General features: G+C 34.4%; 11 protein-coding genes and 2 tRNA genes. 6 read left to right on the forward strand and 7 right to left on the reverse strand.

Annotation, left to right across the window (positions count from 1 at the left end; all coding sequences use genetic code 11):
• The first annotated feature begins 574 nt into the window (after nt 1-574).
• Together BM296_RS13790 and BM296_RS13795 are read left to right on the forward strand one after the other, a co-directional pair.
• Nucleotides 575-3,817, forward strand: a complete 3,243-nt coding sequence (locus tag BM296_RS13790) for a SusC/RagA family TonB-linked outer membrane protein (protein WP_091903722.1) — start codon at nt 575-577, stop codon at nt 3,815-3,817.
• A 42-nt stretch (nt 3,818-3,859) separates the two neighbouring features.
• The gene (locus BM296_RS13795; RefSeq protein ID WP_091903724.1) at nt 3,860-5,647 is read left to right on the forward strand and encodes a RagB/SusD family nutrient uptake outer membrane protein; all 1,788 of its coding nucleotides are present in this window, start codon (nt 3,860-3,862) and stop codon (nt 5,645-5,647) included.
• Nucleotides 5,648-5,746: 99 nt separating this feature from the next.
• On the opposite strand, the gene BM296_RS13800 is transcribed toward BM296_RS13795, so the two are convergent.
• From BM296_RS13800 to BM296_RS13815, 4 genes are all read right to left on the reverse strand, one after another.
• On the reverse strand, nt 5,747-9,940 hold the full coding sequence (locus BM296_RS13800; protein WP_091903725.1) for a hybrid sensor histidine kinase/response regulator transcription factor: 4,194 nt from the start codon (nt 9,938-9,940) through the stop codon (nt 5,747-5,749).
• Between the two features lie 227 nt (nt 9,941-10,167).
• A tRNA-Pro gene (locus BM296_RS13805) sits at nt 10,168-10,242 on the reverse strand.
• A 39-nt stretch (nt 10,243-10,281) separates the two neighbouring features.
• Nucleotides 10,282-10,370: transfer RNA gene (locus tag BM296_RS13810), tRNA-Ser, on the reverse strand.
• A 111-nt stretch (nt 10,371-10,481) separates the two neighbouring features.
• Complete coding sequence (locus tag BM296_RS13815; RefSeq protein WP_091903727.1) at nt 10,482-12,518, reverse strand: HD family phosphohydrolase; 2,037 nt, start codon at nt 12,516-12,518, stop codon at nt 10,482-10,484.
• 121 nt (nt 12,519-12,639) lie between these two features.
• Between BM296_RS13815 and BM296_RS13820 the strand changes: the two genes are divergently transcribed.
• Both BM296_RS13820 and BM296_RS13825 read left to right on the forward strand, forming a co-directional pair.
• Nucleotides 12,640-13,815 carry an acetyl-CoA C-acyltransferase gene (locus tag BM296_RS13820; RefSeq protein WP_091903729.1) on the forward strand — a complete coding sequence of 392 codons (1,176 nt, stop codon included), beginning with the start codon at nt 12,640-12,642 and terminating at the stop codon, nt 13,813-13,815.
• Between the two features lie 17 nt (nt 13,816-13,832).
• On the forward strand, nt 13,833-14,585 hold the full coding sequence (locus BM296_RS13825; RefSeq protein WP_091903731.1) for a C40 family peptidase: 753 nt from the start codon (nt 13,833-13,835) through the stop codon (nt 14,583-14,585).
• Between the two features lie 49 nt (nt 14,586-14,634).
• On the opposite strand, the gene BM296_RS13830 is transcribed toward BM296_RS13825, so the two are convergent.
• Together BM296_RS13830 and gyrA are read right to left on the reverse strand one after the other, a co-directional pair.
• Nucleotides 14,635-15,897, reverse strand: coding sequence for a tetratricopeptide repeat protein (locus tag BM296_RS13830; RefSeq protein ID WP_091903733.1), 1,263 nt, complete (start codon nt 15,895-15,897; stop codon nt 14,635-14,637).
• A gap of 31 nt (nt 15,898-15,928) precedes the next feature.
• A complete protein-coding gene (gene gyrA, locus BM296_RS13835; RefSeq protein ID WP_091903735.1) occupies nt 15,929-18,463 on the reverse strand; it encodes a DNA gyrase subunit A in 2,535 nt (844 codons plus the stop codon).
• Between the two features lie 259 nt (nt 18,464-18,722).
• Between gyrA and BM296_RS13840 the strand changes: the two genes are divergently transcribed.
• Together BM296_RS13840 and BM296_RS13845 are read left to right on the forward strand one after the other, a co-directional pair.
• Entirely contained in the window at nt 18,723-21,275 is a 2,553-nt protein-coding gene (locus BM296_RS13840; RefSeq protein ID WP_091903737.1) for an ATP-dependent Clp protease ATP-binding subunit, read from the forward strand.
• A gap of 206 nt (nt 21,276-21,481) precedes the next feature.
• Complete coding sequence (locus BM296_RS13845; RefSeq protein ID WP_091903739.1) at nt 21,482-21,880, forward strand: STAS/SEC14 domain-containing protein; 399 nt, start codon at nt 21,482-21,484, stop codon at nt 21,878-21,880.
• 9 nt (nt 21,881-21,889) lie between these two features.
• Here the strand turns inward: BM296_RS13845 and BM296_RS13850 are convergent, their stop codons facing one another.
• Nucleotides 21,890-23,431, reverse strand: a complete 1,542-nt coding sequence (locus BM296_RS13850) for an NAD(P)H-hydrate dehydratase (RefSeq protein ID WP_091903741.1) — start codon at nt 23,429-23,431, stop codon at nt 21,890-21,892.
• Nucleotides 23,432-23,629 lie beyond the last annotated feature (198 nt).

Below are 23,629 nucleotides of genomic sequence, written 5' to 3' on the forward strand. Positions count from 1 at the left end.
TATCATTCAAACACTATAAAATACCGTTCAAAACAACTTATTATTCAAGCTGAAATTGGTTATTATGCGATATTCCACCTATTTCAGATAAAAAAATTGATTTGTAACCTACAAATAAAAAAAACAGCTTTTACATGAAATTAATTGGTCGGAAATCTTCTTTAATTAAAAACACATCTACGCTATCATTTATATCAATTGAAGTGGTTCATTATACAATAATACACTCAACACACTGTAAATCAATATTTTAAATAGAAATGTTAATAAATCGGAATATCTATCTATCTAATAGGTATAGTTAGTTTTTCGAAAACTTTAGATTGTGACCTATTATTTAATACCAACAAAAAAACTGTTAAAAAAATACGTATCAACTAATTTATAAAGCCATAAAAAGCGGATTTACCCCTTGTTTAAGCAAAAAGGAATATAATTTATATCCATTGAGTAATAATTTATAATCCTTTGCTTCAATTATAATTAACATTGGCTTAACAAATATCAATATGATAATTACTGTATCGGGAAACTGATGAAACGACATTAATTAACTAATTAAATTAACAATCTTATGATTAAACTAATCAAACTTTCTAAATGGAAACTACAAACCATGATACCTTTATTGGTTGGGTTTGTAGTTTTATGTACGAATCAAGCATTCGCGATTTCAGCCAGTTCAACTTTAACTAGCGACGTACACTTATTAAACGAAGAACAGCAACTTACGGTAACAGGTAATATTGTAAGTAGTGATGACGGCATGGGACTTCCTGGGGTTGCCGTTGTAGTAAAAGGAACAACTACAGGTACAGTTACAGATTTTGACGGTAATTACTCTATAACCGTTCCTTCATCTGATGCAATTCTTGTAATATCCTATTTAGGATTTATAAAACAAGAAATCGCTGTTGGCTCAAAAAGTGAAATCAATGTAGCGCTAGCGCCAGACACAACGGCATTAGACGAAGTAGTTGTTGTAGGTTATGGTACCGCCAAAAAGGAAACCTTAACAGGTTCCATAGAACAAGTAAAGGCAGAAGCCTTTGAAGATCTAGCAGTTGGTAGTCCGGCATTGGCACTTCAAGGTAGAACACCTGGTTTGGTAGTTACTCGTACCTCATCAAGACCCGGAGACGAGGGTGTCAACTTTTTAATTAGAGGAGCTTCTTCTATAAACGGAATTGAGCCACTAATTGTTATTGACGGTATTCCTTCAATCAATTCTTCTTCATTCAATGATATGAACCCTAATGATATTGAAAGTATTAGTGTATTAAAAGGTGGTTCTGCATCTGTATACGGATCACGTGCCGCTGGTGGTGTAATTTTAGTAACCACTAAAAAAGGTAAAGGAAAAATTAAAATTGACATTAGCACCATTTCTAGAGTTGGTACAATAGGTATTCGACCACCAACACCTACAATGTCGCAATACGGACAATTATATGCTGCTGCAGCTCGTGAAGATATTGCTTCTGGAAAGCCACCAAGATATTTCTTTTGGAACGATCTTGAAACTGTAGATAGAATTGCATCTGGTGAAGAAGGGTATTATGATTTACCAATAAATGGTAATATCTGGTTAGGTAATGCGCCTAGATTCGATGAAATGTTCGGTAATTCTTATTCTAGCCAGCATAACATAAGTATATCTGGAGGTACAGAAAGTAGCAACTTTCGTATTTCTGCAGGGTATGATAACAATGTTGGTGGTCTAAAAGTTGCAGATGATAGTTCTGACAGGTATAACTTCTCAATGAACTATGGTGCAGATATAAGTGACAGACTTAGCATAAATACCAATGTAACTTATTTTAACAATGATTTTTCTGGACCTTCTGGAGGCTTAGGAAGAGAAGCTGCAACATATGATGCTCCTTTATTTCCTACTTACAATGCAGACGGTCAATATTATGCAAACTTTGGAGGTGACCTAATTACAGGTGACAGAAATGGTGTTGCTCAAGTAATAGACGGCGGTCGTGAGAACAAAACTGTTGAGCAGTTTAAAATATCCGCTCTTGCTAAATACCAGTTTACAGATCATTTAGATTTTACCGGTTCTTACGCAATTAGCAGACAAAATAGTGAATACCAAACTTATGCTGTTTCGGTTCCACTTTATAGTTGGGGAGGAAGTTTCTCTAACAACATAAACAACACCAACTTCATTCAAGAAGGCACGGGCCCTGACAAAAATGATGGAAACATTACGTACAAAAATTACAAAGGGGCTTTAAATTATTCTAATCAATTTGGTGATCACAACTTATCTGGACTTTTAGCTATAGAGGCTGAGAAAAATGATGTGAACGAATATAACATTAGAAGAAACGGCTTTGTTGATTATGGTGTTTATGATATCAATTTAGGAGCTACAGATCAATTGGTGACCACTTCTGGCGGTGGTACATCGTGGGGATTCTTTGGTTATATAGGTAGATTAAATTATGATTATAAAAGCAAATACCTACTAGAAGTACAAGGAAGACGAGATGGTTCATCAAGATTTGCAGAGGGTTCTAAATGGTCTAACTACGGTAGTGTTTCCGGTGGTTGGGTTATTAGTGCCGAAGAATTCCTTAATGAAAGCAACCTTATTTCATTTTTGAAATTAAGAGGTGGTTACGGTGAATTAGGTAGTACTTCTGGTATTGGAGATTTTGGTTATTTATCTACTGTTGGTTTTGGAACCACTGTATTTGGACAAACAAATGCAGGACAACAAGCAACGTCTAGAGCAAGTAGCTTGTTTAGTAGCAACACTACTTGGGAAAGAATTGTAACCAAAGAAGTAGGTGTTGATTTTAGATTATTGAAGAGTAAAATATTTGGTTCTTTTGACCTTTATCAAAAAGATAATGTTGGCATGTTAGTAAGAGGTATCGAGACAGATCTTTTAGGTACGGCAACTCCATTTACCAATATTGGTACTTTAGAAACAAATGGATGGGAAGCAATGCTAGGTTACCAAGGTAAAATTGGTGAAGTTGATTTTTCAGTAAGTGCGAACATGAGTGATTCTAGAAACGAAATCACTGAATATGATGGTGCTCAAACTATTTTTGAGAATTTAAACGCTGCTGAAGACGGAGAAAATATTCTAGGGAGACCAATTAACTCTTTCTTTTTGTGGGAAACCGATGGCTATTTTGATTCACAAGCTGAAGTCGATGCATATTACGCCAGCTTAAACGAAGGTGGAATTTTACCTTCTCAAAGCTCTAACGATGCTTTACGCCCTGGTGATATGAAAGTGGTAGATTCTAACGGAGATGGCACACTAGACAACGAAGATTTAACGTATAGTGGCGATGCAGCACAACATTATGTGTACGGTTTTAATTTTGATGTAAAATATAAAAATTTTGACCTAAGCGCATTCTTTCAAGGTGCATTAGAACACAATATTTATAGAACAGGATACTTCGCTCAACCTTTTCAAGCAGAATGGCAAAATCAATCTAACACATGGTTAGGTAGAACTTGGACAGAAGATAACAGAAATGCAGAATTCCCTAGATTAACTACGCAACGTGGTCTATCTGCATGGAACTATAGAAGTAAAGATCATATTTTACAGAATAATAGATATATGAGATTAAAGTCTCTTATCATAGGGTATAACTTTAAAGATTTACAAATAGGAAAGACACCAATTGATAATATTAGAATCTATTTTTCAGGAAATGATTTGTTTGAATTAACCAGTGTAAAAGATGGTTATGATCCTGAATTTCAAGCGAGTTCTAACAATAGTGCCTACCCATTTATGCGTACTTGGGCATTAGGTTTAAAAGTTTCGCTTTAATATAATTGAGAAGTAGTTAACACATCATAAAATAATAAACAGATGAAAAAAATAATATATATAATAATACCATGCTTAATGGTCTTCTTTACATCATGTGAAGACGAGTTTATAGATTTGGATCCGCCTGCGTCTATTACAGATCAGGTATATTACACCGAAGCCGAACATTTTTTAACGGGCTCTAACAGATTTTACACCAATTTAATGACTTGGAGGTTTGATCAAGGCATATACGCCGATCATGGGTCTGATTTAGTTGGGTATACCGAAGATAGTGGTATGCAAGAATATAGTAGAGGCGATACTCGAGCTCCAGAATCCGATGGTTATTATTCGAATCCTTATGCTGCTATTAGAGACATGAATCTTTTACTTGAACGTGCAGAAGTTTATGAAGGTGACGAAAGTATTGTAGCTTATGTTGCAGCTACTAAATTTCATAGAGCGTACCAATATTTTAATCTAGTACAACGTTTTGGCGGTGTTACTTTGGTTACAAGATCATTAGACGTTGGTGCAGAAGAACTAGATGCTCCTCGTAACAGCAGATATGAAGTTGTTGCACAAATTTTAGCCGATTTGGACGAAGCAATTGCAGGATTACCTACAGAGCAAGAGATTTCATCAGAAGATAAAGGTAAAATTAGTAAATGGGCTGCCATGGCATTTAAAGCAGATGTTTTATTACATGAGGCTACTTGGATGAAATATGTAGGTACAACTACAGATGGCGATGGTGTTGCTGTTGGTGCCGGTAGTGCAGGCTTTGATGCTTCCAAAATAAATCCTTATTTACAAGAAGTTGTAACACTTACTAAAACAATAATGGACCAAGGTGGTTTTGAACTATGGAACTACAATGATGTTTTAGATAACTTGAGTTCTAATTTCTTATTCAACTTAGAAGACGGCGGCTCTAACCCAGCAGGTTTAGACAAGGCAACCAACAAAGAATTTATTTTTTATAATAAATACGATTTTACATTTAGACAAGCTGGTGACTTATTAAGTCATGTTTATGAAGGTAGAGTTAAGCCTAGTAGAAAAATGATGGACCTATTCTTAAGTACAGATGGTTTACCTATAGATCAGTCTCCATTATTTCAAGGTTATGAAAATACTCCTGATGAGTTTCAAAACAGAGATTATAGAATGACTGCTTATTTTACCTACCATAAAAATCTTGGTGAAATACCTCAAAACGGTGATGTAAAATTAAACGGTACCAATAATTTTGGCTATTTCAATTCAAAATTCATGAGTTGGAAATGGGGTACAGACGAAGCATACAGAGCAACAAAAACGGAAGCTTATGATATGCCTTTTATACGTTTGGCAGAAGTTTACTTAATGTATGCTGAAGCTCTATATGAGTTAAACGGTAGTCTTACCGATGCTCAAATGAATGAGTCTATCAACTTGGTGAAAGCCAGAGCGGGCTTACCTGCAATCTCTAATTCTTTCTTAGCAGCCAATAATATGGATATAGAAACTGAAATTAGAAGAGAGCGTACTATTGAGCTTTATGCAGAAGGTGCTACCAGGTTTAATGACTTAAAAAGATGGGGAATCGCAGAAGAAGAGCTTGGCGAAACCATTTATGGTGCTGTAATAGAAGGTACCGTTTATGAAGACAACCCAGACTTATATACCCCTGGTGGGTATGGATTTGGAGAAGGAGTTACTACAACTGGTGTTGGTGAAAGAAGAGCTTTAATCGTTCAACCATCATCTACCCGTAACTTCTCTAGAGATGACTATTTATTTCCAATACCTACTTCTCAAATAGGTTTAAACAATAATATAAACCAGAATCCTGGTTACTAAGATAATTGTGTTGAGTTAGTTTAAAGGCAGTTATACGTTACGTATAGCTGCCTTTTTTAATATTCAAACAATTCATTATTCATTTATAAATGATGAATATTATTTATCATCCTCAATTATATCGCTTTTATTACCTTCCATATATTCTGTAGGTGTAACGTTAAACAACTCTCTAAAAGTTTTACTAAAGTATGCTGTTGAATTAAATCCGCACATATGGGTAACTTCCTTAATAGAATAAGAGCTCTTCTCTAATAATTCAGCTGCATATCTTAACCTAATCGTTCTTATAAAATGACTAGGATTATTTCCTGTCAACGTATTAATCTTTCGGTAGAATTGAGATCGACCTATACCCAATTCCTTTAAAATATCATCTTGCTTAAAATCTTCATCATCTACATTGTCTAAAACCACCTTGGTAGCTTTATCCAAAAACACCTCATCCAAATTGTTGGTGGTTACCTCACTAGATGGGAAAATACCTCCAATTTCTGAGAAGCGTTTTCTTAGTCTTTTCTTTGCTTCAATTAGATTTCTAATTCTCGATTTTAAAACACTAGTAACAAATGGTTTTGACAAATATGCATCTGCACCATTATCATAACCACTTACTCTATCAATTTCAAGACTTCTTGCAGTTAGCAGTATTATGGGAATATGACAGGTTTCAAATTCAGTCTTTAATAATCTGCACATTTCAAATCCGTCCATTTTCGGCATCATCACATCACTTATTACCAAATCTGGATAACGTTTCTTAACCATTTCAAGCCCTTCTTCTCCATTTTTTGCCTGAAGCACCTTATACTTATCTTGCAAATCATTTTTTAAATGCTGTCGTAATTCTTTGTTATCCTCTACCAATAATATAGTAGGCTTTTCTATTTCACTATCGCTATTTGGATTAGGTAAAACTAAATTCTCATCATCTGCAATGTACATTTCATATTCAACAGATTTCATTGAATTAATTAAGAATTCATTTTTTATACTTTCTACTTCTACAGCTGCGGACTTATTATCTAATGGTAGTCTTACAACAAACTTGCTACCTAAACCATATTCACTTTCCACAAAAATTTCGCCACCATGTTTTTCAACTAAGGCTTGTGTAAAATTTAGCCCTATTCCGGTTCCAGATTTAGTAATATCGATATGATAAAATCGAGAAAAAATATTCTTAAGCTGTTCTTTATCTAGCCCAACACCAGAATCTGTTACTGTAATCTCCACAAAATCCCCAATCATTTCTTTCTTAAGAAAGAACAATTTAGACGAGCTTTTTTTCTGTACTATTTTTTTAATGGAAACCGTAATCTCTCCACCTGCATTTGTGAATTTTAAAGCATTAGAAATTAAGTTGGTGATTATTTTTTCAACTTTATCAAAATCAAACAAGAAAACAATATCCTCAGATTCTGATTCAAACCTATAATCTATTTCCTTCTTTGTTGCTAGACTTACGAATAGTGAAAAAATATCTTCACTGAATTTGACGATATCACCTTTTTCCAATTGAAGCGGTGCCATGCCTACATCCATCTTTCTATAGTCCAATAATTGATTTACTAAATGCAACAACCTACGGGCACTACGCTGTATAGAAATAGCAGAAGATTTTACTTCTTCTGGATTATATGTGTAGCTAGACAATATTTTATCTACAGGATTCATGATCAACGTAAGCGGTGTTCTAAACTCATGAGAAACATTGACAAAGAATTGAAGCTTCATTTGATCTAATTCGTGCTCTTGGGCTTCTTGAACTTTTTGGGTGTAATACCGTAAAACCAAGTATGAACCTAATAAGCCTAACAAAGTATAAATTAAATATGCCCACCATGTTTTCCATGGAGGGGACAGAACTTCAAAGTTTACAGTTGCGGCCTCTGCTTTATCCCAATCACCATCTAAAGATGCTTTTACTTCAAACACATATTTACCAGAACTTAGGTTAGAATAACTTACTTCTCTTTTAGCCCCTATTGTTTCAAAGTCATTGTCCAAACCCTTTAATTTATAAGAATACTGTACTCTTTCAGGATTCTCAAAATGAAGTGCTAAAAAATCGAATGCTACATAGTTCTCATCATAATTTAATTTTAGATTTTCTAAGTCAGCAATCCTATCATTTAATAATACCCTATCATTTACCGTATCACCAACTACAATAGGCTTGTTATTTAAAGTAAACTGGGTTATAGTGGGGCGTAATGTTATTGAAGTTCTTAGCGTTATATCATCCGGATGAAAAATATTGAACCCATTTATCCCTCCTATTAAGATTCTACCATCCTTAGTTTTATCTATAGATTTACTTTGATATTCAGGACCTTGTAGACCATCGTGAATATTAAAATTTTTTATTTGGTCTGTTTCTGGGTTTAACAGTGACAATCCACTTTTTGTCGATACCCAAAAATTATGATTGTCATCTTCTTGAATACCCACCACTAGGTTGTTGGGTAACCCTTCTTTCGAAGAATAAGATTTCAACACATTAAAATCAGCATCAAGTTTATATATTCCTGTATCTGCTCCTATCCAAATATTTCCTATTTCGTCTTCTGATATATGATTTATAAGATTATCTTCTATACCCGGTTTTTTAATTTCCTTAAAAGTAAGGGTCTCTGGAATTCTATTTTCTAACTGATTAAGATCTATATAATTTAAACCTAAAGATGTACCGATCAACAACCTGTTTCTTGAATCAACAAACAAAAAGAAAACAAAATTACTGGCTAGTCCATTTTCTTTTCCCGCAACATTTTTGAAGTTGTGAAACTTTTCACTTTTAGGATCAAATAGACTTAACCCCTCTGTTCTAAGCCCTAACCATATTCTATCATCCTTATCTTCTACACCAGACCACACAGAGTTTTGACCAATTGAATTTACGTCCGCTTCATTATGCAAAAACCTTTTTACATTATACGTATCTGGATTAAAACTATTTATCCCACCATCTAGCGTACAGACCCAAATTTGACCATCATTAGACTCAAAAGTGTAAAGTATTCTGTCTGAACTTATACTATTGGTATTATTTGGTTTGTGAGGAAAATGCTGAAATGTATTATTCTCTTTATTAAAGAGGTTTAATCCACCATTATAAGCACTTATCCAAATTCGCTCTTTTGAATCTTCTAAAACAGACTGTACAATTTTTTCATTAAGTCCGTCTGGGTTTCCTGGTTGATAATAATAATGTCCAAAGGCATATTGCGAAGGATCTAATTTACTAACTCCCTTATCATAGCTCCCTATCCAAAATATACCATTGCTATCTTCATAAATCTTAGATGGCTTGTTGTTAGGTAAAGAAAAAGAATCTGAAATATTGTTGACTAGATTACGAACAACTTTTTCTTCATTTTTATCTAAAATAAATATACCATAACCATCTGTAGAAGCCCATATATTACCATCTACATCTAAATGCATATCTCTAATAGCCACATCTTTTTCTGATGTAAATGATTTGTGTGTAAAGATGTTATTTGTTCTATCCCAATAAATGATATTGGATAGATTATTACCTATCCAAAAATCGTTGTCCGCATCAACAAAAACATTCTTATGTATATGATTTAGCTCGTAGTTATTTTCACTTTCTATTAAAATACGGTCAAAATTATCTCGCTCTCTATTATATTTATTTAAGTATTCACCGTTAGTCCCAATCCAAATAACACCGTTCTGATCTTTGAGTATTACATTAACAATATTATTATCTAATGAATTTAAATTAGAATCATCATTTAGGTAATAGTAGAATTTTAAATCAGATACATCTGTAGTAAAATCTTCAAGAATAATTTTAATAACTCCATTATTAGTGGCTACCCATAAAGCGTTATTTTCTTTATCAAAAAGTAGTGCATTTATAAATTTGCGTGGATTGTTAGATAGTGATAGTTGCTTATATAAATCAACTCGTAAAAAACTATTTGTTTTCTTGTTGTAATAGTTGAGACCGTTATTAGTTCCAATCCATAAATTACCATCTGTACCCTCTACTATGGCATTTATTCTATTATTACTGAGGGAGCTTGGATCATTTAAAATTGATTTATAGATCTCAAACTCATAGCCGTTGTATTTATTGAGCCCATCAATAGTTCCAAACCATAAAAACCCTTCAGAATCTTCAAAAATTGTAAGACATGTGCTACTGGACAAACCATCTACAGTATCTAAATTTTCAAATTTGAAGTTATTAAACTGACCTTGAGAAAGTATACCGTTTAAGCAACATAGGACAATTAGAAGTATCCTTTTATTCATTTTAATCCAATTACTATTTTTATTGCAAGGAGGTTACCTAACCACTTGTACATCAAAAATTATTTGATAATCAAAATAGCAAAATTTAAGTTAAATATTGCTTGTTATTCAACAAAAATCAAGGATTACAGGGGTATAACAAATTTAGATGAAAACACCACTTTTAAATTTTCTCTACCCTAATGTATATAAACAAAAAAAGCCACTGATTTCTCAGTGGCTTTTTGTCGGGGTGGCAGGATTCGAACCTGCGACCTCCGCGTCCCAAACGCGGCGCGATAACCGGGCTACGCTACACCCCGAATTGGTTATCAAAAAATATGTCTCTCAACGTATTGTTGCGGAGAGACAGGGATTCGAACCCTGGGTAAATGTTTCCACCTACGACGATTTAGCAAACCGCTCCTTTCGGCCACTCAGGCACCTCTCCAGTAATTCTTCAATGAACTGTTGCTCTAAATAGCGGTTGCAAATGTATAAGTATAACTGGTTCTACGCAACTATTTTTGAAGTTTTTTTTTAATATAAAATTACCCCCTTGTTACTCAGGATATTCCACACGTAAATGATAGATATTTCTTAGCTTTTGTTTGAAGATTTTCTTGATTGTTTCAATTTCTTTGAACGTAATATCTGCATTCAAAAACTGATTTGCCTTCATTTGACCTGAAATTATCTTATCAACAAACTCATCGATAATTAAAAAAGTAGGATTCTTTAAACTTTTTGACGCCGCCTCAACAGAATCTGCCATCATTAAAATGGCCGTTTCTCTAGAGAATGGCAAAGGTCCTGGGTACCTAAAATCTTCTTCGTTCACATCTTCTTCCAATTCCTTTTGCTTTTTATAGAAGTAAAACACCAAAGTTGTACCATGATGAGAACGTATGAAATCGATAATTCTATCTGGTAAATTATTCTTTCTAGCTATTTCAATACCTTTTATAACATGATCAATAATGATACGGGCACTATCCTTAGGGCTCAATTCATCATGCGGATTAACATTTGTAACCTGATTTTCCGTGAAATAGGTAGGTTCGTTCATTTTACCAATATCATGATACAAAGCCCCTACCCTTACCAGCATAGCATTCGCTCCAATTTCGTTAGCTGCTGCCTCTGCTAAATTGGCAACCTGTAAGGAATGATGAAATGTACCTGGAGCCTTATTAGACAATTCTTTTAAAAGCTTAGAATTGGTATCGGACAATTCTAACAGAGAAACATCAGAAACAAGTCCAAAAAGCTTTTCATAAATATAGATTAATGGCTGCACAAAAAGAGTTATCATTCCATTTAACAGAAACAACCCTAAAGTATACCATTCAATATCACTTAAATCTCCCTCATGAATGGTATGAAATGCCAAATAACCTATGATGTAGATTAATGTAATCTGCCCAACACTAACAAACAAATTAGCTCTCTTATAAAGCTCTGACACGGTAAGTATGGTAACGATACCTGTTATAATTTGGAGGAATATATATTCAAAACTATTAGGCACCACAAAGCCTAGTATCAAAATAGTTAGCACATGTACAAACAGTCCCAGCCTAGCATCAAAAAATGTTTTTAATATTAAAGGAAGGATACAAAGCGGAACTACAAATACCAATTGGTCGTTATACTTTATAACCATTGTGGTTATAAAGACCATTAAAAGAATATTGAAGAATATAAAGGTTACTTTGACATTATTCTCGTAAACTGTTCTTCTATATTTTTTCAGAAACAAGAATAGCATAATAAGTACTAATGCCACTAAAACAGTATATCCAATTAAGATATAATAGTAATTGTTTGCCGTCCAAAGTTCTGACTCATATTCAGATTTTAAAGACTCTAATATCTTTAAATTTTCTGCCTCTACTACTTCACCTTTAGCAATGATCAATCGCCCTTGATCAACTGTTCCCCTGGTATAAGAAAGTTTAGATAAAGCTTCGTTTCTTGCTTTTTGAGTAAGATTATTATCAAAACTTACATTTGGTGTTATAATATCAAAAAACAGTGCTTGCGTTTCTTTCTCGAAAATGGATAAATTATTTTCAGATAGTATTCTACCTACAAGATCATTAATTTCACTGACCCTAAAAAAATCTGTTACTCTAACTTTGCTTGCTTCGTTATCCTTTACAAGAAAAATGAAATTACGCTGAACCTGCTTACCGTTATTCTGTAAAATTCCTTTTGAATAGACGGAATCCAGTATTACTTTCGAGAAATATTTTAAACGTTTTTTTTGATTATCCTTAAGTGTAGAATTACTCCATTTATCTTCAAACTTCTGTTCAAATGCTTGCTCCACATTTTCTACCTCAGCTCCATCATATCTATAGTAAGGTAATTGATTACTTTCAATTACCTGTTTCTCTTTAGCTATTTCAGCATCGGTCTTTTGAATAGAAAAATCAAAAGGGGCATATAGGTTTTCAAATTGCCAAGGCTTCCCTTTTTGAAACTCATATTTGAATTTACCTCCTTTGGGCAAAAAAAACACAATAAAAGCAACGGCCACAACATAGAGTATATATTTGAAAATGAGCGATTGCTGTCTGTATAGATTATCCAAAAGAAAATTGTATTAGGTTCATCAAAAATAGAAAATTATAAACTGATAACTAGTAATTGAAACGATATCCCTTGGGTTGCTATAGAATTTAGTAATTTCGTGCTATTAAATTATTAAAAACATGAAAGAGGTCGTTATCGTATCAGCTGTTAGAACTCCAATAGGTAGTTTTATGGGCGGATTGTCAACAATACCAGCTCCAAAATTGGGCGCAGTGGCTATTGAAGGCGCATTGAAGAAAATAAACCTTGACCCTACTTTGGTAGATGAAGTTATAATGGGCAATGTTGTGCAAGCAGGAACAGGTCAAGCTCCGGCTAGACAAGCTGCTATTTTTGCAGGCATTCCCAATACCGTACCCTGTACCACTATAAATAAAGTTTGTGCCTCTGGAATGAAGGCGGTAATGCAAGGAACACAAGCAATTGCTTTAGGAGACGCTGATATTGTTGTTGCTGGTGGAATGGAGAATATGAGCCTTATCCCACATTATGTACATATGAGAACAGGTACAAAATTTGGACCTACTCCTTTAATTGACGGTATGCAAAAAGACGGCTTAGTTGATGCTTACGATGAAAATGCAATGGGTGTTTGTGCAGATGCTTGTGCTACTAAATATGAATTTAGCAGAGAAGATCAAGATGCATACGCTATTCAATCTTACAAAAGGTCTTCAGAAGCTTGGGAGAATGGAAAATTCGATAATGAAGTTATCCCTGTAGCCGTTCCGCAAAGACGTGGAGAGCCTAAAATGGTGAATAAAGACGAGGAATTTAGCAATGTATTCATTGACAAAATCCCAAATTTAAGACCTGCATTCTCTAAAGATGGTACTGTTACCGCTGCAAATGCATCAACCATCAATGATGGTGCCGCTGCTTTAGTTTTAATGAGCAAAGAAAAGGCTGAGGAATTGAATTTAAAACCTTTAGCTGTTATTAAAAGTTACGCAGATGCTGCTCATGAGCCAGAATGGTTTACTACAGCTCCTGCAAAAGCATTACCAAAAGCATTGGCCAAATCTAATTTAAAATTAGAGGAAGTTGATTTCTTTGAATTTAACGAAGCTTTCTCTGTTGTTGGTCTTGCCAATATGAAAATATTAGGGCTTAACGATTCAAATGTAAATGTAAATGGCGGTGCCGTTTCTCTAGGTCATCCACTAGGATGCTCAGGTGCACGTATATTAATCACATTATTAAATGTATTAGAACAAAACAATGCTAAAATAGGAGCTGCTGCAATTTGTAATGGCGGTGGCGGTGCTTCTGCTATAATTATAGAAAGGTTATAAGCGCATAAAAAAATTACATGCAGTACGGTATTTGTCAGTTAAGCATTATTCCTGTAAGAAGTGCAACAGAAGAGGTATCTGAATTAGTTACCCAACTTTTGTTTGGCGAACATTACAAAATATTGGAAAGCAGAAAAAACTGGTCTAGAATAAAAACTATATCAGATAAATGTGAAGGCTGGATCATGAACAGTCAACTAACCTTTATTCCTGAAAATGAATTTAATTCAATTCAAGAAAATAAGGGACAAAAATTTGTTGCAGATCTGATATCGTATGTTGCGGATACTAACGAAATAGTAACACCTATCTTATTAGGATCTTGCATTCCAGACATTCCTTCATTATCCGTTAATTTTGATGGTTCTATTTTAAATTCCGTGCAACCTAAAGATAATTTGGTGAAAACCGCATTGCTCTATTTAAACGCCCCGGAATTAAAGGGAGGAAAATCTCCTTTTGGTATTGATAGTGCAGGTTTTACCCAAATGGTATACAGAATAAACGGATACAATATTTTAAGAACTGCAGAAAATCAATCTACTCAAGGTACCGCTTTAAGCTTCGTTGAAGAAAGTGAAGCTGGTGATTTAGCCTTTTTTGATAATGTTAACGGTGTCATTGACCATGTAGGCATTATTATGGAAAACAACTATGTTATTCATGTTAATGGAAAAGTAAGAATAGATCGAATAGACCATACGGGCATATTTAATAATGACCTTAGAACCTACACACATCAATTAAGAGTTATTAAAAAAGTAATATAAAAAAAGGCCCTAATTAGGGCCTTTTAATTTATTTAATGTGTAAGGATAATTATTCTCCTAACATCTTCTTCATTTTCATGAAGTTTTCAGTATCACCCATTGCTCCGTAAATATTCTTAAGCTGAGTCATTACATTTTCATTATCAGGATTGTTCTTCAACGCATCTTCCAATACATCAGCACCTTGCTTAAACAAACCATCTTTCTTTTCTTTCAATTCATCATATTTAGCAATATCCGCTCTAGAATTACCTAATGAATTCATTTCATCAATCATTCCATTTCCTTCATTTACATAAGTAGTAGAAAGATTTAAATAAGCGTTAGTGTATTTAGGATCTAATTCAATTGCTTTTTTATAAGATACACGTGCATCATCATAATTGTTTTGCTCCATACTTATTACACCTACATTGTAATGTAAATCTGGATTATCTGGAGCCAATGCGATTGCTTGAGCCATCAATTCCTTAAACTTATCCTTATTTCCTTGGTTGAAATATAAATTAGCTTCATTAAGAATAAGATTTACATCTTCTGGATCGCTCTTTCTTGCCGCTTGATAAGCCTCTAAAGCTTTTTCATCTTGACCTAATTGAGTATAAATTAAAGCTGTATTTTTAACAATTTCAGCTTTTTTAGATGGTGTTTTCTCATCTACAGGATTAGAATATGTACCAGATTTCACCATAAGATCACGTTGAACCTTATCCATCTCTTCTACTTCTCCAGTTGCAGCATTTGTAGCTTTATAAACCATTGCACTACCATCATACCCTACTTCTTGCAACTTGTTATAGTAATCCAAAGCCATTTCATAATGACCTCCGTTTACAGCACTACCTGCAGCATAGTATAGATAAGAAGTATCTTTTGGACTAAGCGTATAGCTCATGTACAACTTTTCTGCTGCTTCTTTATACTTATTATTACCATTATCACTTACTGCCGAATTAACCAAATCAGCGGTTAAACCAGCCATATATTGATTAGTTTCAGCAGAATACTTCTGCTTACCAGTTGCTTCTTCTATTTCAATAACTTTCTTAAAGGAAGTTGCTGCTTTTTCAAATGCATCGTTATTTCCTTTCTTAGCTAAATCACTATAAATCTTACCTCTAGTAAAATAGTATTGAGCTTGTGTCTTTTCATCAGCAGCTGCAATTGTACCAGATGCCGCTTCTATTGCTGTTTGAGCCGAAGCCGAATCACCAGATTTCAATGCCTTTTCTGCAGACTTTATCTCGTTTTTTTGTGCAAAACCGACCATTGTAAATGTCAGTGCCGCTACAAGTAATAATCTATTCTTCATTTTTAATATATTAAGTATTAGTGTTTACAATTTATGATTCTTTATCATCGGTATCAGTATCATCAATCTCTGTGCCATCTTCTGCATCTACCTCTATATCAAGTATTTCAGCTTCCTCTATTTCATCCTCATCCTTCATAACCTTTGCAACCGCAGCAATTGAGTCATTACCCTTAATGTTGATTAATCTAACTCCTTGCGTTGCCCTACCCATTACACGTAAGTCTTCTACGCTCATACGAATTGCAATACCAGATTTATTGATTATCATTAAGTCATCAGAGTCAGTAACATTTTTAATAGCTACAAGTCCACCGGTTTTATCGGTAACACTAATAGTTTTAACTCCTTTACCTCCTCTATTGGTAACTCTATAATCTTCTATGCTAGAACGTTTTCCGTATCCTCTTTCAGACACAACCAAAATTTCATCTTCAAAATTGTGAACAGAAACCATACCGATTACCTCATCTTCGTCATTTGCCAAAGTAATACCACGTACACCTGAAGCATTTCTACCCATTGGTCTCGTCTTACTTTCTTCAAAACGAATAGCTTTACCAGATTTAAGTCCTAAGAAAATCTCACTTGAACCAGTAGTTAATTTAGCTTCTAACAATTCATCACCATCACGAACAGTTATGGCATTTATACCATTTTGACGCGGTCTAGAATATTGCTCTAAAGATGTTTTCTTAACAACACCTTTCTTAGTTGCCATAATAACATAATGCGCATTGATATACTCTTCATCTTTTAAATCTTGTGTACAAATGAATGCTTTTACACTATCATCTTGTTCAATGTTTATAAGATTCTGTATCGCCCTACCCTTAGATGTTCTACTTCCTTCTGGAATTTCAAAAACACGCATCCAGAAACACTTACCTTTTTGAGTGAAGAACAACATATATTGGTGGTTAGTACCAACAAATAAATGCTCTAAGAAATCTTCGTTTCTAGTTGATGATGCTTTCTGACCAACTCCTCCTCTATTTTGTGTCTTATATTCTGATAATGGTGTCCTTTTAATATAACCAGCATGAGAAATGGTAATTACCACTTGCTCATCAGGTATCATATCTTCCATACTAAGATCTCCACCAGCAATATTAATTACCGATCTTCTTTCATCACCGTATTTATCCTTTATCTCTAGAAGCTCATCTTTAATGATTTGCATTCTACGTTCTTTTTTCTCAAGAATATCTTTTAAATCGGCAATTAAGAGCATTATCTCATCATACTCCGTTCTTAGTTTATCTTGCTCCAGACCGGTAAGTTGGCGTAATCGCATCTCTACAATTGCCTTGGCTTGGATTTCACTTAATTTAAAGCGTTCTATCAAGTTTGCCCTTGCTTCATCAGCATTGTTAGAAGCTCTAATGATTGCAATAACTTCATCAATATTATCTGAAGCAATAATCAACCCTTCCAAAATGTGCGCGCGATCCTCAGCTTTCTTTAATTCAAATTGCGTACGCCTAACCACAACTTCATGGCGATGCTCTACGAAATAATGAATCATTTCCTTAACGTTCAATAATTGCGGCCTTCCATTAACAAGAGCAATGTTATTGACACTAAAAGAGGTTTGCAATGCTGTATACTTATACAACATATTCAATACTATATTAGGAATGGCATCTCTTTTAAGGATATAAACGATTCTCATACCATTACGGTCAGACTCATCTCTAATATTGGATATACCCTCCAATTTTTTGTCATTAACAAGATCCGCAGTTTTCTTGATCATGTCGGCCTTGTTGACCTGATAAGGTATTTCCGTAACAACGATACATTCACGACCTTGAACTTCTTCAAAAGTTGCTTTAGCACGCATTTTTACACGCCCTCTTCCTGTATGAAAAGCTTCTTTCACACCATCATAGCCATAAATAATACCTCCCGTTGGAAAATCAGGCGCTTTAATATGCGTAATCAACTCATCTATTTCAATATCATTATTGTCGATATACGCAACAGTACCATCGATGACTTCCGCTAAATTATGTGGAGGCATATTGGTAGCCATACCTACAGCAATACCAGATGCTCCATTAACCAATAAAGCAGGAACCCTAGTAGGAAGTACAGTAGGCTCTTTTAAAGAATCATCAAAATTCAATTGATAATCTACCGTTTCCTTTTCTATATCTATAAGCATATCATCTGCAATCTTACGCATACGGGCTTCCGTATAACGCATCGCTGCAGGACTATCACCATCAACAGAACCAAAATTACCTTGTCCGTCCACAAGCATATATCGTAAACTCCATTCTTGAGCCATACGAACCATGGCATCATATACAGAAGTATCACCATGAGGGTGATACTTACCAAGAACCTCACCCACAATACGGGCAGATTTTTTATGCGAGCTATTACTTCTAACCCCTAATTCATGCATTCCAAAAAGAACTCTTCTGTGCACGGGTTTTAATCCGTCCCTGACATCTGGCAGGGCTCGTGACACAATGACCGACATTGAATAATCAATGTAGGCAGATTTCATTTCGTCTTCAATGTTAATGGGAATCAATTTTTCACCGTCAGCCATCTTAAAATCTTATGTTTTTTAATTAGTAAAAAAGCATGCCAATATACTTAAATCCTAAGCGTTTAAAGACTAAGTCGTTTTAATTATATCAAATTTTATTAACACATGCCCACGAAATGTTAATTTTCATTATATACGCTCATTTTTGCGCCTAGAGACGCACATTTAATGGGTTTTACAATAACTTTAACGATTATAGGTATGGTAATTGCCATTGATTGGATGAGATTTAGTAATTTTATAGAAGATAATATAGTATATGGATGATAATTTTCCCCCAAGAGTAAAGGATGTAATTGCTTATAGCAAGGAGGAAGCATTACGACTTGGTCACGATTTTATCGGTACCGAGCACCTCATGCTAGGGCTTCTTAGAGACGGAAACGGGAAGGCCATAAGTATTTTAGATGCTTTGGAAGTTGATTTAGAACATTTACGAAGAAAAGTAGAAATTCTTAGTCCTTCCAATCCTAACGCCAGTGGCGTACAAAAGGATAAAAAGAACTTGCATTTGACAAGACAAGCAGAGCGTGCCTTAAAAACAACATTTTTAGAAGCGAAACTTTTTCAAAGCTCTTCTATTAATACTGCGCACCTTTTACTGTGTATTCTTAGAAATGAAAACGACCCGACTACAAAGCTTTTACATAAATTAAAAGTAGATTATGATGGCGTTAAAGAACAGTTTAAATTTATGATTACAAGTGACGACGATATGGTAGACGGCCCAACGGCTGAATCCTTTCCAAGTGATTCTGAAGATGCTAATGAAGGAAAAGAGAGCACGTTTGGTGCTGCCTCTAACCAGAAAGGTGCTAAAAAATCCAAAACTCCTGTTTTAGATAACTTCGGTAGAGACCTCACCCAAATGGCAGAGGAAAATAAATTAGACCCTGTTGTTGGTAGAGAAAAAGAAATTGAAAGAGTTTCTCAAATTCTTAGCCGTAGAAAAAAGAACAACCCGTTATTAATTGGTGAGCCAGGTGTTGGTAAAAGTGCTATTGCCGAAGGATTGGCATTACGCATTATAGATAAGAAAGTTTCAAGAATCCTTTATAACAAAAGAGTGGTTACACTTGACCTTGCTTCTTTAGTTGCCGGTACAAAATACCGTGGACAGTTTGAAGAGCGAATGAAAGCTGTAATGAACGAACTTGAAAAAAATGACGATGTTATTTTATTTATTGATGAGATACATACTATTGTTGGTGCAGGTGGTGCTACAGGAAGCTTAGATGCTTCTAACATGTTTAAACCAGCATTGGCAAGAGGAGAAATTCAATGTATTGGTGCGACCACTTTAGATGAATACAGACAGTATATTGAAAAAGATGGTGCCTTAGAAAGACGTTTTCAAAAAGTAATTGTTGAACCAACAACTGTTGATGAAACAATTGAAATTTTACATAATATAAAAGGTAAGTACGAAGATCACCATAATGTAACCTATACTGACGAAGCTATTGAAGCTTGTGTTAAATTGACAAATAGGTACATGACAGATCGTTTTTTACCGGACAAAGCTATTGATGCTCTAGATGAAGCTGGCTCTCGTGTGCATATCGTTAATATGGACGTTCCAAAACAAATACTTGAATTGGAAAAGAAATTGGAAGATGTACGTGAACTAAAAAACAGTGTAGTTAAGAAGCAGAAATATGAAGAAGCAGCTAAATTACGTGATGACGAAAAAGGTTTAGAGAAAGATCTTGCTATAGCTCAAGAGCGTTGGGAAGATGACAGTAAGCTTAACAAAGAAACTGTTAGCGAAGATAATGTTGCCGATGTTGTTTCTATGATGAGTGGAATTCCCGTTAACAGAATTGCGCAAACCGAAAGTAACAAACTGGCCGGATTACCTGAGTTAATAAAATCTAACGTAATTGGTCAAGATGATGCCGTTGCCAAAGTCTCTAAAGCTATTCAAAGAAATAGAGCGGGACTTAAGGATCCAAACAAACCAATTGGTTCGTTTATTTTCTTAGGACAGACTGGTGTTGGTAAAACACAACTTGCAAAAGTATTGGCTAAAGAGCTTTTTGACTCTGAAGATGCACTTATACGTATAGATATGAGTGAGTACATGGAGAAATTCGCAATCTCTAGATTAGTTGGTGCACCTCCAGGATACGTTGGTTATGAAGAAGGTGGTCAACTTACCGAAAAAGTGAGAAGAAAACCTTACTCTGTAATACTTTTAGATGAAGTTGAGAAAGCGCATCCAGATGTGTTTAATATGCTTTTACAAGTATTAGATGATGGTTTCTTAACAGATAGTCTTGGTCGTAAAATAGATTTTAGAAATACGATTATTATAATGACTTCCAACATTGGAGCCAGACAATTGAAAGATTTTGGACAAGGTGTTGGTTTTGGTACTTCTGCTAAAAAATCTCAAGAAGATTCACATCAGAAAGGGGTTATTGAAAATGCTTTGAAGAAAGCCTTTGCTCCTGAATTCTTAAATAGAATTGATGATGTAATTGTATTCAATGCTTTAGAAAGAGAAGATATCCATAAGATTATTGATATTGAATTAGCTAAACTTTATAAAAGAATCAAGGATATTGGCTATCACTTGAATCTTACAGATGAGGCTAAAGACTACATCGCAGAGAAAGGGTTTGACAAACAATATGGAGCAAGACCTCTTAAAAGGGCTATTCAAAAGTACATTGAAGATGCACTAGCAGAAGAAATAGTAAATTCTAAACTTAAAGAAGGTGACAGTATTTATATTGAGCTTGACAAGAAAAGTGAAGAATTGACTATTAAAATAGAAAAAGCAGAAGAAGAATCTCCTAAAACATAGAGATTTTCTCTTTTTTAAATATAATTAAGGAGCCTTACATAGGGCTCCTTTTTCGTACAATTCATTTTATAATGTAAGAATAAAAATACACTCAATAGTAGCCATACGCAGTATGAACGATATTTTCGCGTTTAAACTAAAAATTTACCCCAATAATGTAGTTCAGTATATTTTCGCTTCAGACACACTATACTAATACGAAGAGAATGAAAGTTGGATCTACCAAGAAGAAGGTAATTGTAAGGGAGTACGAATTAGAAACAGGGAAAATTCAAGTTTATGATAATTACATGGTATCAATTTTTGACGAGGGAGCTACGCTAACACTCGAAAGAGCTTATCAAATTATCGGGATATCTGAAATTCATTTTAGAGATAGAAACTTCGGTTTCATTAGTCTACGTAAACACTCATTTGCCATTGACCCTACTATTTACAATTATCTTAAACAATTAGAAAACCTTAAAGCTTTTGCTATTGTATCTGTTAAAGAGATAGATATGCATAACTTTAAGATTGAAAAATTGTTCTATAAAAAACCGATGAAGTTTTTCATTGAATATGACAACGCTCTTAAGTGGGTTAAAAGAAGAGTTAATTCTTAATAAATAATTTTATTTATTTTCTTCTTCTACCACAGGCTGCTCAGGCAGCTTAAACATATCTAAATATGCATTGGCTAGATTATCAATAACATGAGAGGCTGTCAATGATTGAAAACCAGTAGACTCAACCGCAATATCACCAGCTCTACCATGCAAGTAGACTCCAAATATTGCAGCATCTAAGGCAGCATAGCCTTGCGCTCTAAGTCCCGTAATTACCCCTGTTAACACATCACCGCTACCAGCAGTTGCCATACCAGGATTTCCTGTTGTATTTACATATCCTTTTTCATTATGTACAATTATAGTATGGGCGCCCTTAATAACTACTATACATTTATACTTCTTTGAAAACTTCTTAACCTTATTAAGTTTATCAAAATCGTCTTTCCACTTCCCAATCAATCGCTCCAACTCTTTTGGATGGGGAGTTAAGACAGAATCCTCAGGTATGCTTTTCAATAAATCTTTATTTTCTGATAATATATTCAATGCATCTGCATCAATCACCAATGGCAATTTAATTACTTTTAAAAAATTGGCTAGAGCAGTCGTTGTTGTTTTTGTGGTTCCCATACCAACCCCTATACCCACCACATTTGGTTTTATATCGAAATTTATATTGGAAAGTTCATTCTCGTCTACATCTGTTAGCACCATAACTTCGGGCAAAGAAGCCTGAAGAATAACATAACCGATTTTAGGTATATACGAGGTTACTAATCCGCTACCTGCTTGAAGAGCGGCTTTAGATGATAGACATACCGATCCCATTTTTCCATAACTACCTCCTACGATTAAAGAATGTCCGTACGTACCTTTATGCCCATATTTCTCGCGAGGTTTATAAAGAGTTAATACTTCATTTTTACCAATGAGCTCGTAATCGGTTTCTGTTTCCTTTAAATATTCTGGATCCAAACCAATATCTAAAACCTCCCATTGTTCTATAAAAGGACCCGTTTCTGGTAAGAAAAAGACTAGTTTTGGAGTTTGAAAACTTAAAACAAAATTTGACCTGATAATGGAGTTCACATCCTTTGGACCTTCATCTGTAAATAATCCTGACGGGATATCTATTGACAAAATAAAAGCTTGGGAATCATTTAAATGTTGAATTACTTTAGCCACCCAATCATCTGGCGTTCTATTTAAGCCTATTCCAAATATTCCATCTACAATGATATCTTCCTTACCTATTTCAGGTAAACTATCATCACAGTTCATAAAATTAGGCCAAACTTTTCTATCTTTTAATCTGTCTAGATTAATTAAAAAATCTTTAGATCGTTTTTCACTATAATTAATTACATACACTTCTATATTGTAACCATGATCAACGAGATGTCTAGCAAGGGCAATACCATCACCACCGTTATTACCAATACCACAAAACAAATGTATTTTTACAGGAGCACCTTGCATACGTAAATGCATCCAATTAAAGAGTTGCAGGGCTGCACGCTCCATTAATTCGTTACTTCCTATTTCCTCTTTTTTAATAGAAATCTGATCTGCCTTATAAATCTGTTTTGCACTATATAATTTCATTCTTTATTTTTTTTATATCTAAAACCTAACGATTCCGTAAAAAATTGTGCAATCATTTGTTTAGGATACCAAAAGTACTACTTTTGATTTTCAACAATTAGTATTATGGACTGCTATAAAACAGACATAAAATTCGATTACACTTCTACTACCATTAACTATGGTTCTACAACTGCATGGTTCACCCCTTGGGGGTAA

The organism is Maribacter stanieri (genome assembly GCF_900112245.1).
GTDB classification, from domain to species: Bacteria; Bacteroidota; Bacteroidia; order Flavobacteriales; family Flavobacteriaceae; genus Maribacter; species Maribacter stanieri.

Excerpts from the sequence above, each read along its gene's own strand:
- BM296_RS13790 (WP_091903722.1), top strand. The coding sequence starts at position 575 with ATGATTAAACTAATCAAACTTTCTAAATGGAAACTACAAACCATGATA.
- BM296_RS13795 (WP_091903724.1), top strand. The coding sequence starts at position 3,860 with ATGAAAAAAATAATATATATAATAATACCATGCTTAATGGTCTTCTTT.
- BM296_RS13800 (WP_091903725.1), bottom strand. The coding sequence starts at position 9,940 with ATGAATAAAAGGATACTTCTAATTGTCCTATGTTGCTTAAACGGTATA.
- BM296_RS13820 (WP_091903729.1), top strand. The coding sequence starts at position 12,640 with ATGAAAGAGGTCGTTATCGTATCAGCTGTTAGAACTCCAATAGGTAGT.
- BM296_RS13825 (WP_091903731.1), top strand. The coding sequence starts at position 13,833 with ATGCAGTACGGTATTTGTCAGTTAAGCATTATTCCTGTAAGAAGTGCA.
- BM296_RS13830 (WP_091903733.1), bottom strand. The coding sequence starts at position 15,897 with ATGAAGAATAGATTATTACTTGTAGCGGCACTGACATTTACAATGGTC.
- gyrA (WP_091903735.1), bottom strand. The coding sequence starts at position 18,463 with ATGGCTGACGGTGAAAAATTGATTCCCATTAACATTGAAGACGAAATG.
- BM296_RS13840 (WP_091903737.1), top strand. The coding sequence starts at position 18,723 with ATGGATGATAATTTTCCCCCAAGAGTAAAGGATGTAATTGCTTATAGC.
- BM296_RS13845 (WP_091903739.1), top strand. The coding sequence starts at position 21,482 with ATGAAAGTTGGATCTACCAAGAAGAAGGTAATTGTAAGGGAGTACGAA.
- BM296_RS13850 (WP_091903741.1), bottom strand. The coding sequence starts at position 23,431 with ATGAAATTATATAGTGCAAAACAGATTTATAAGGCAGATCAGATTTCT.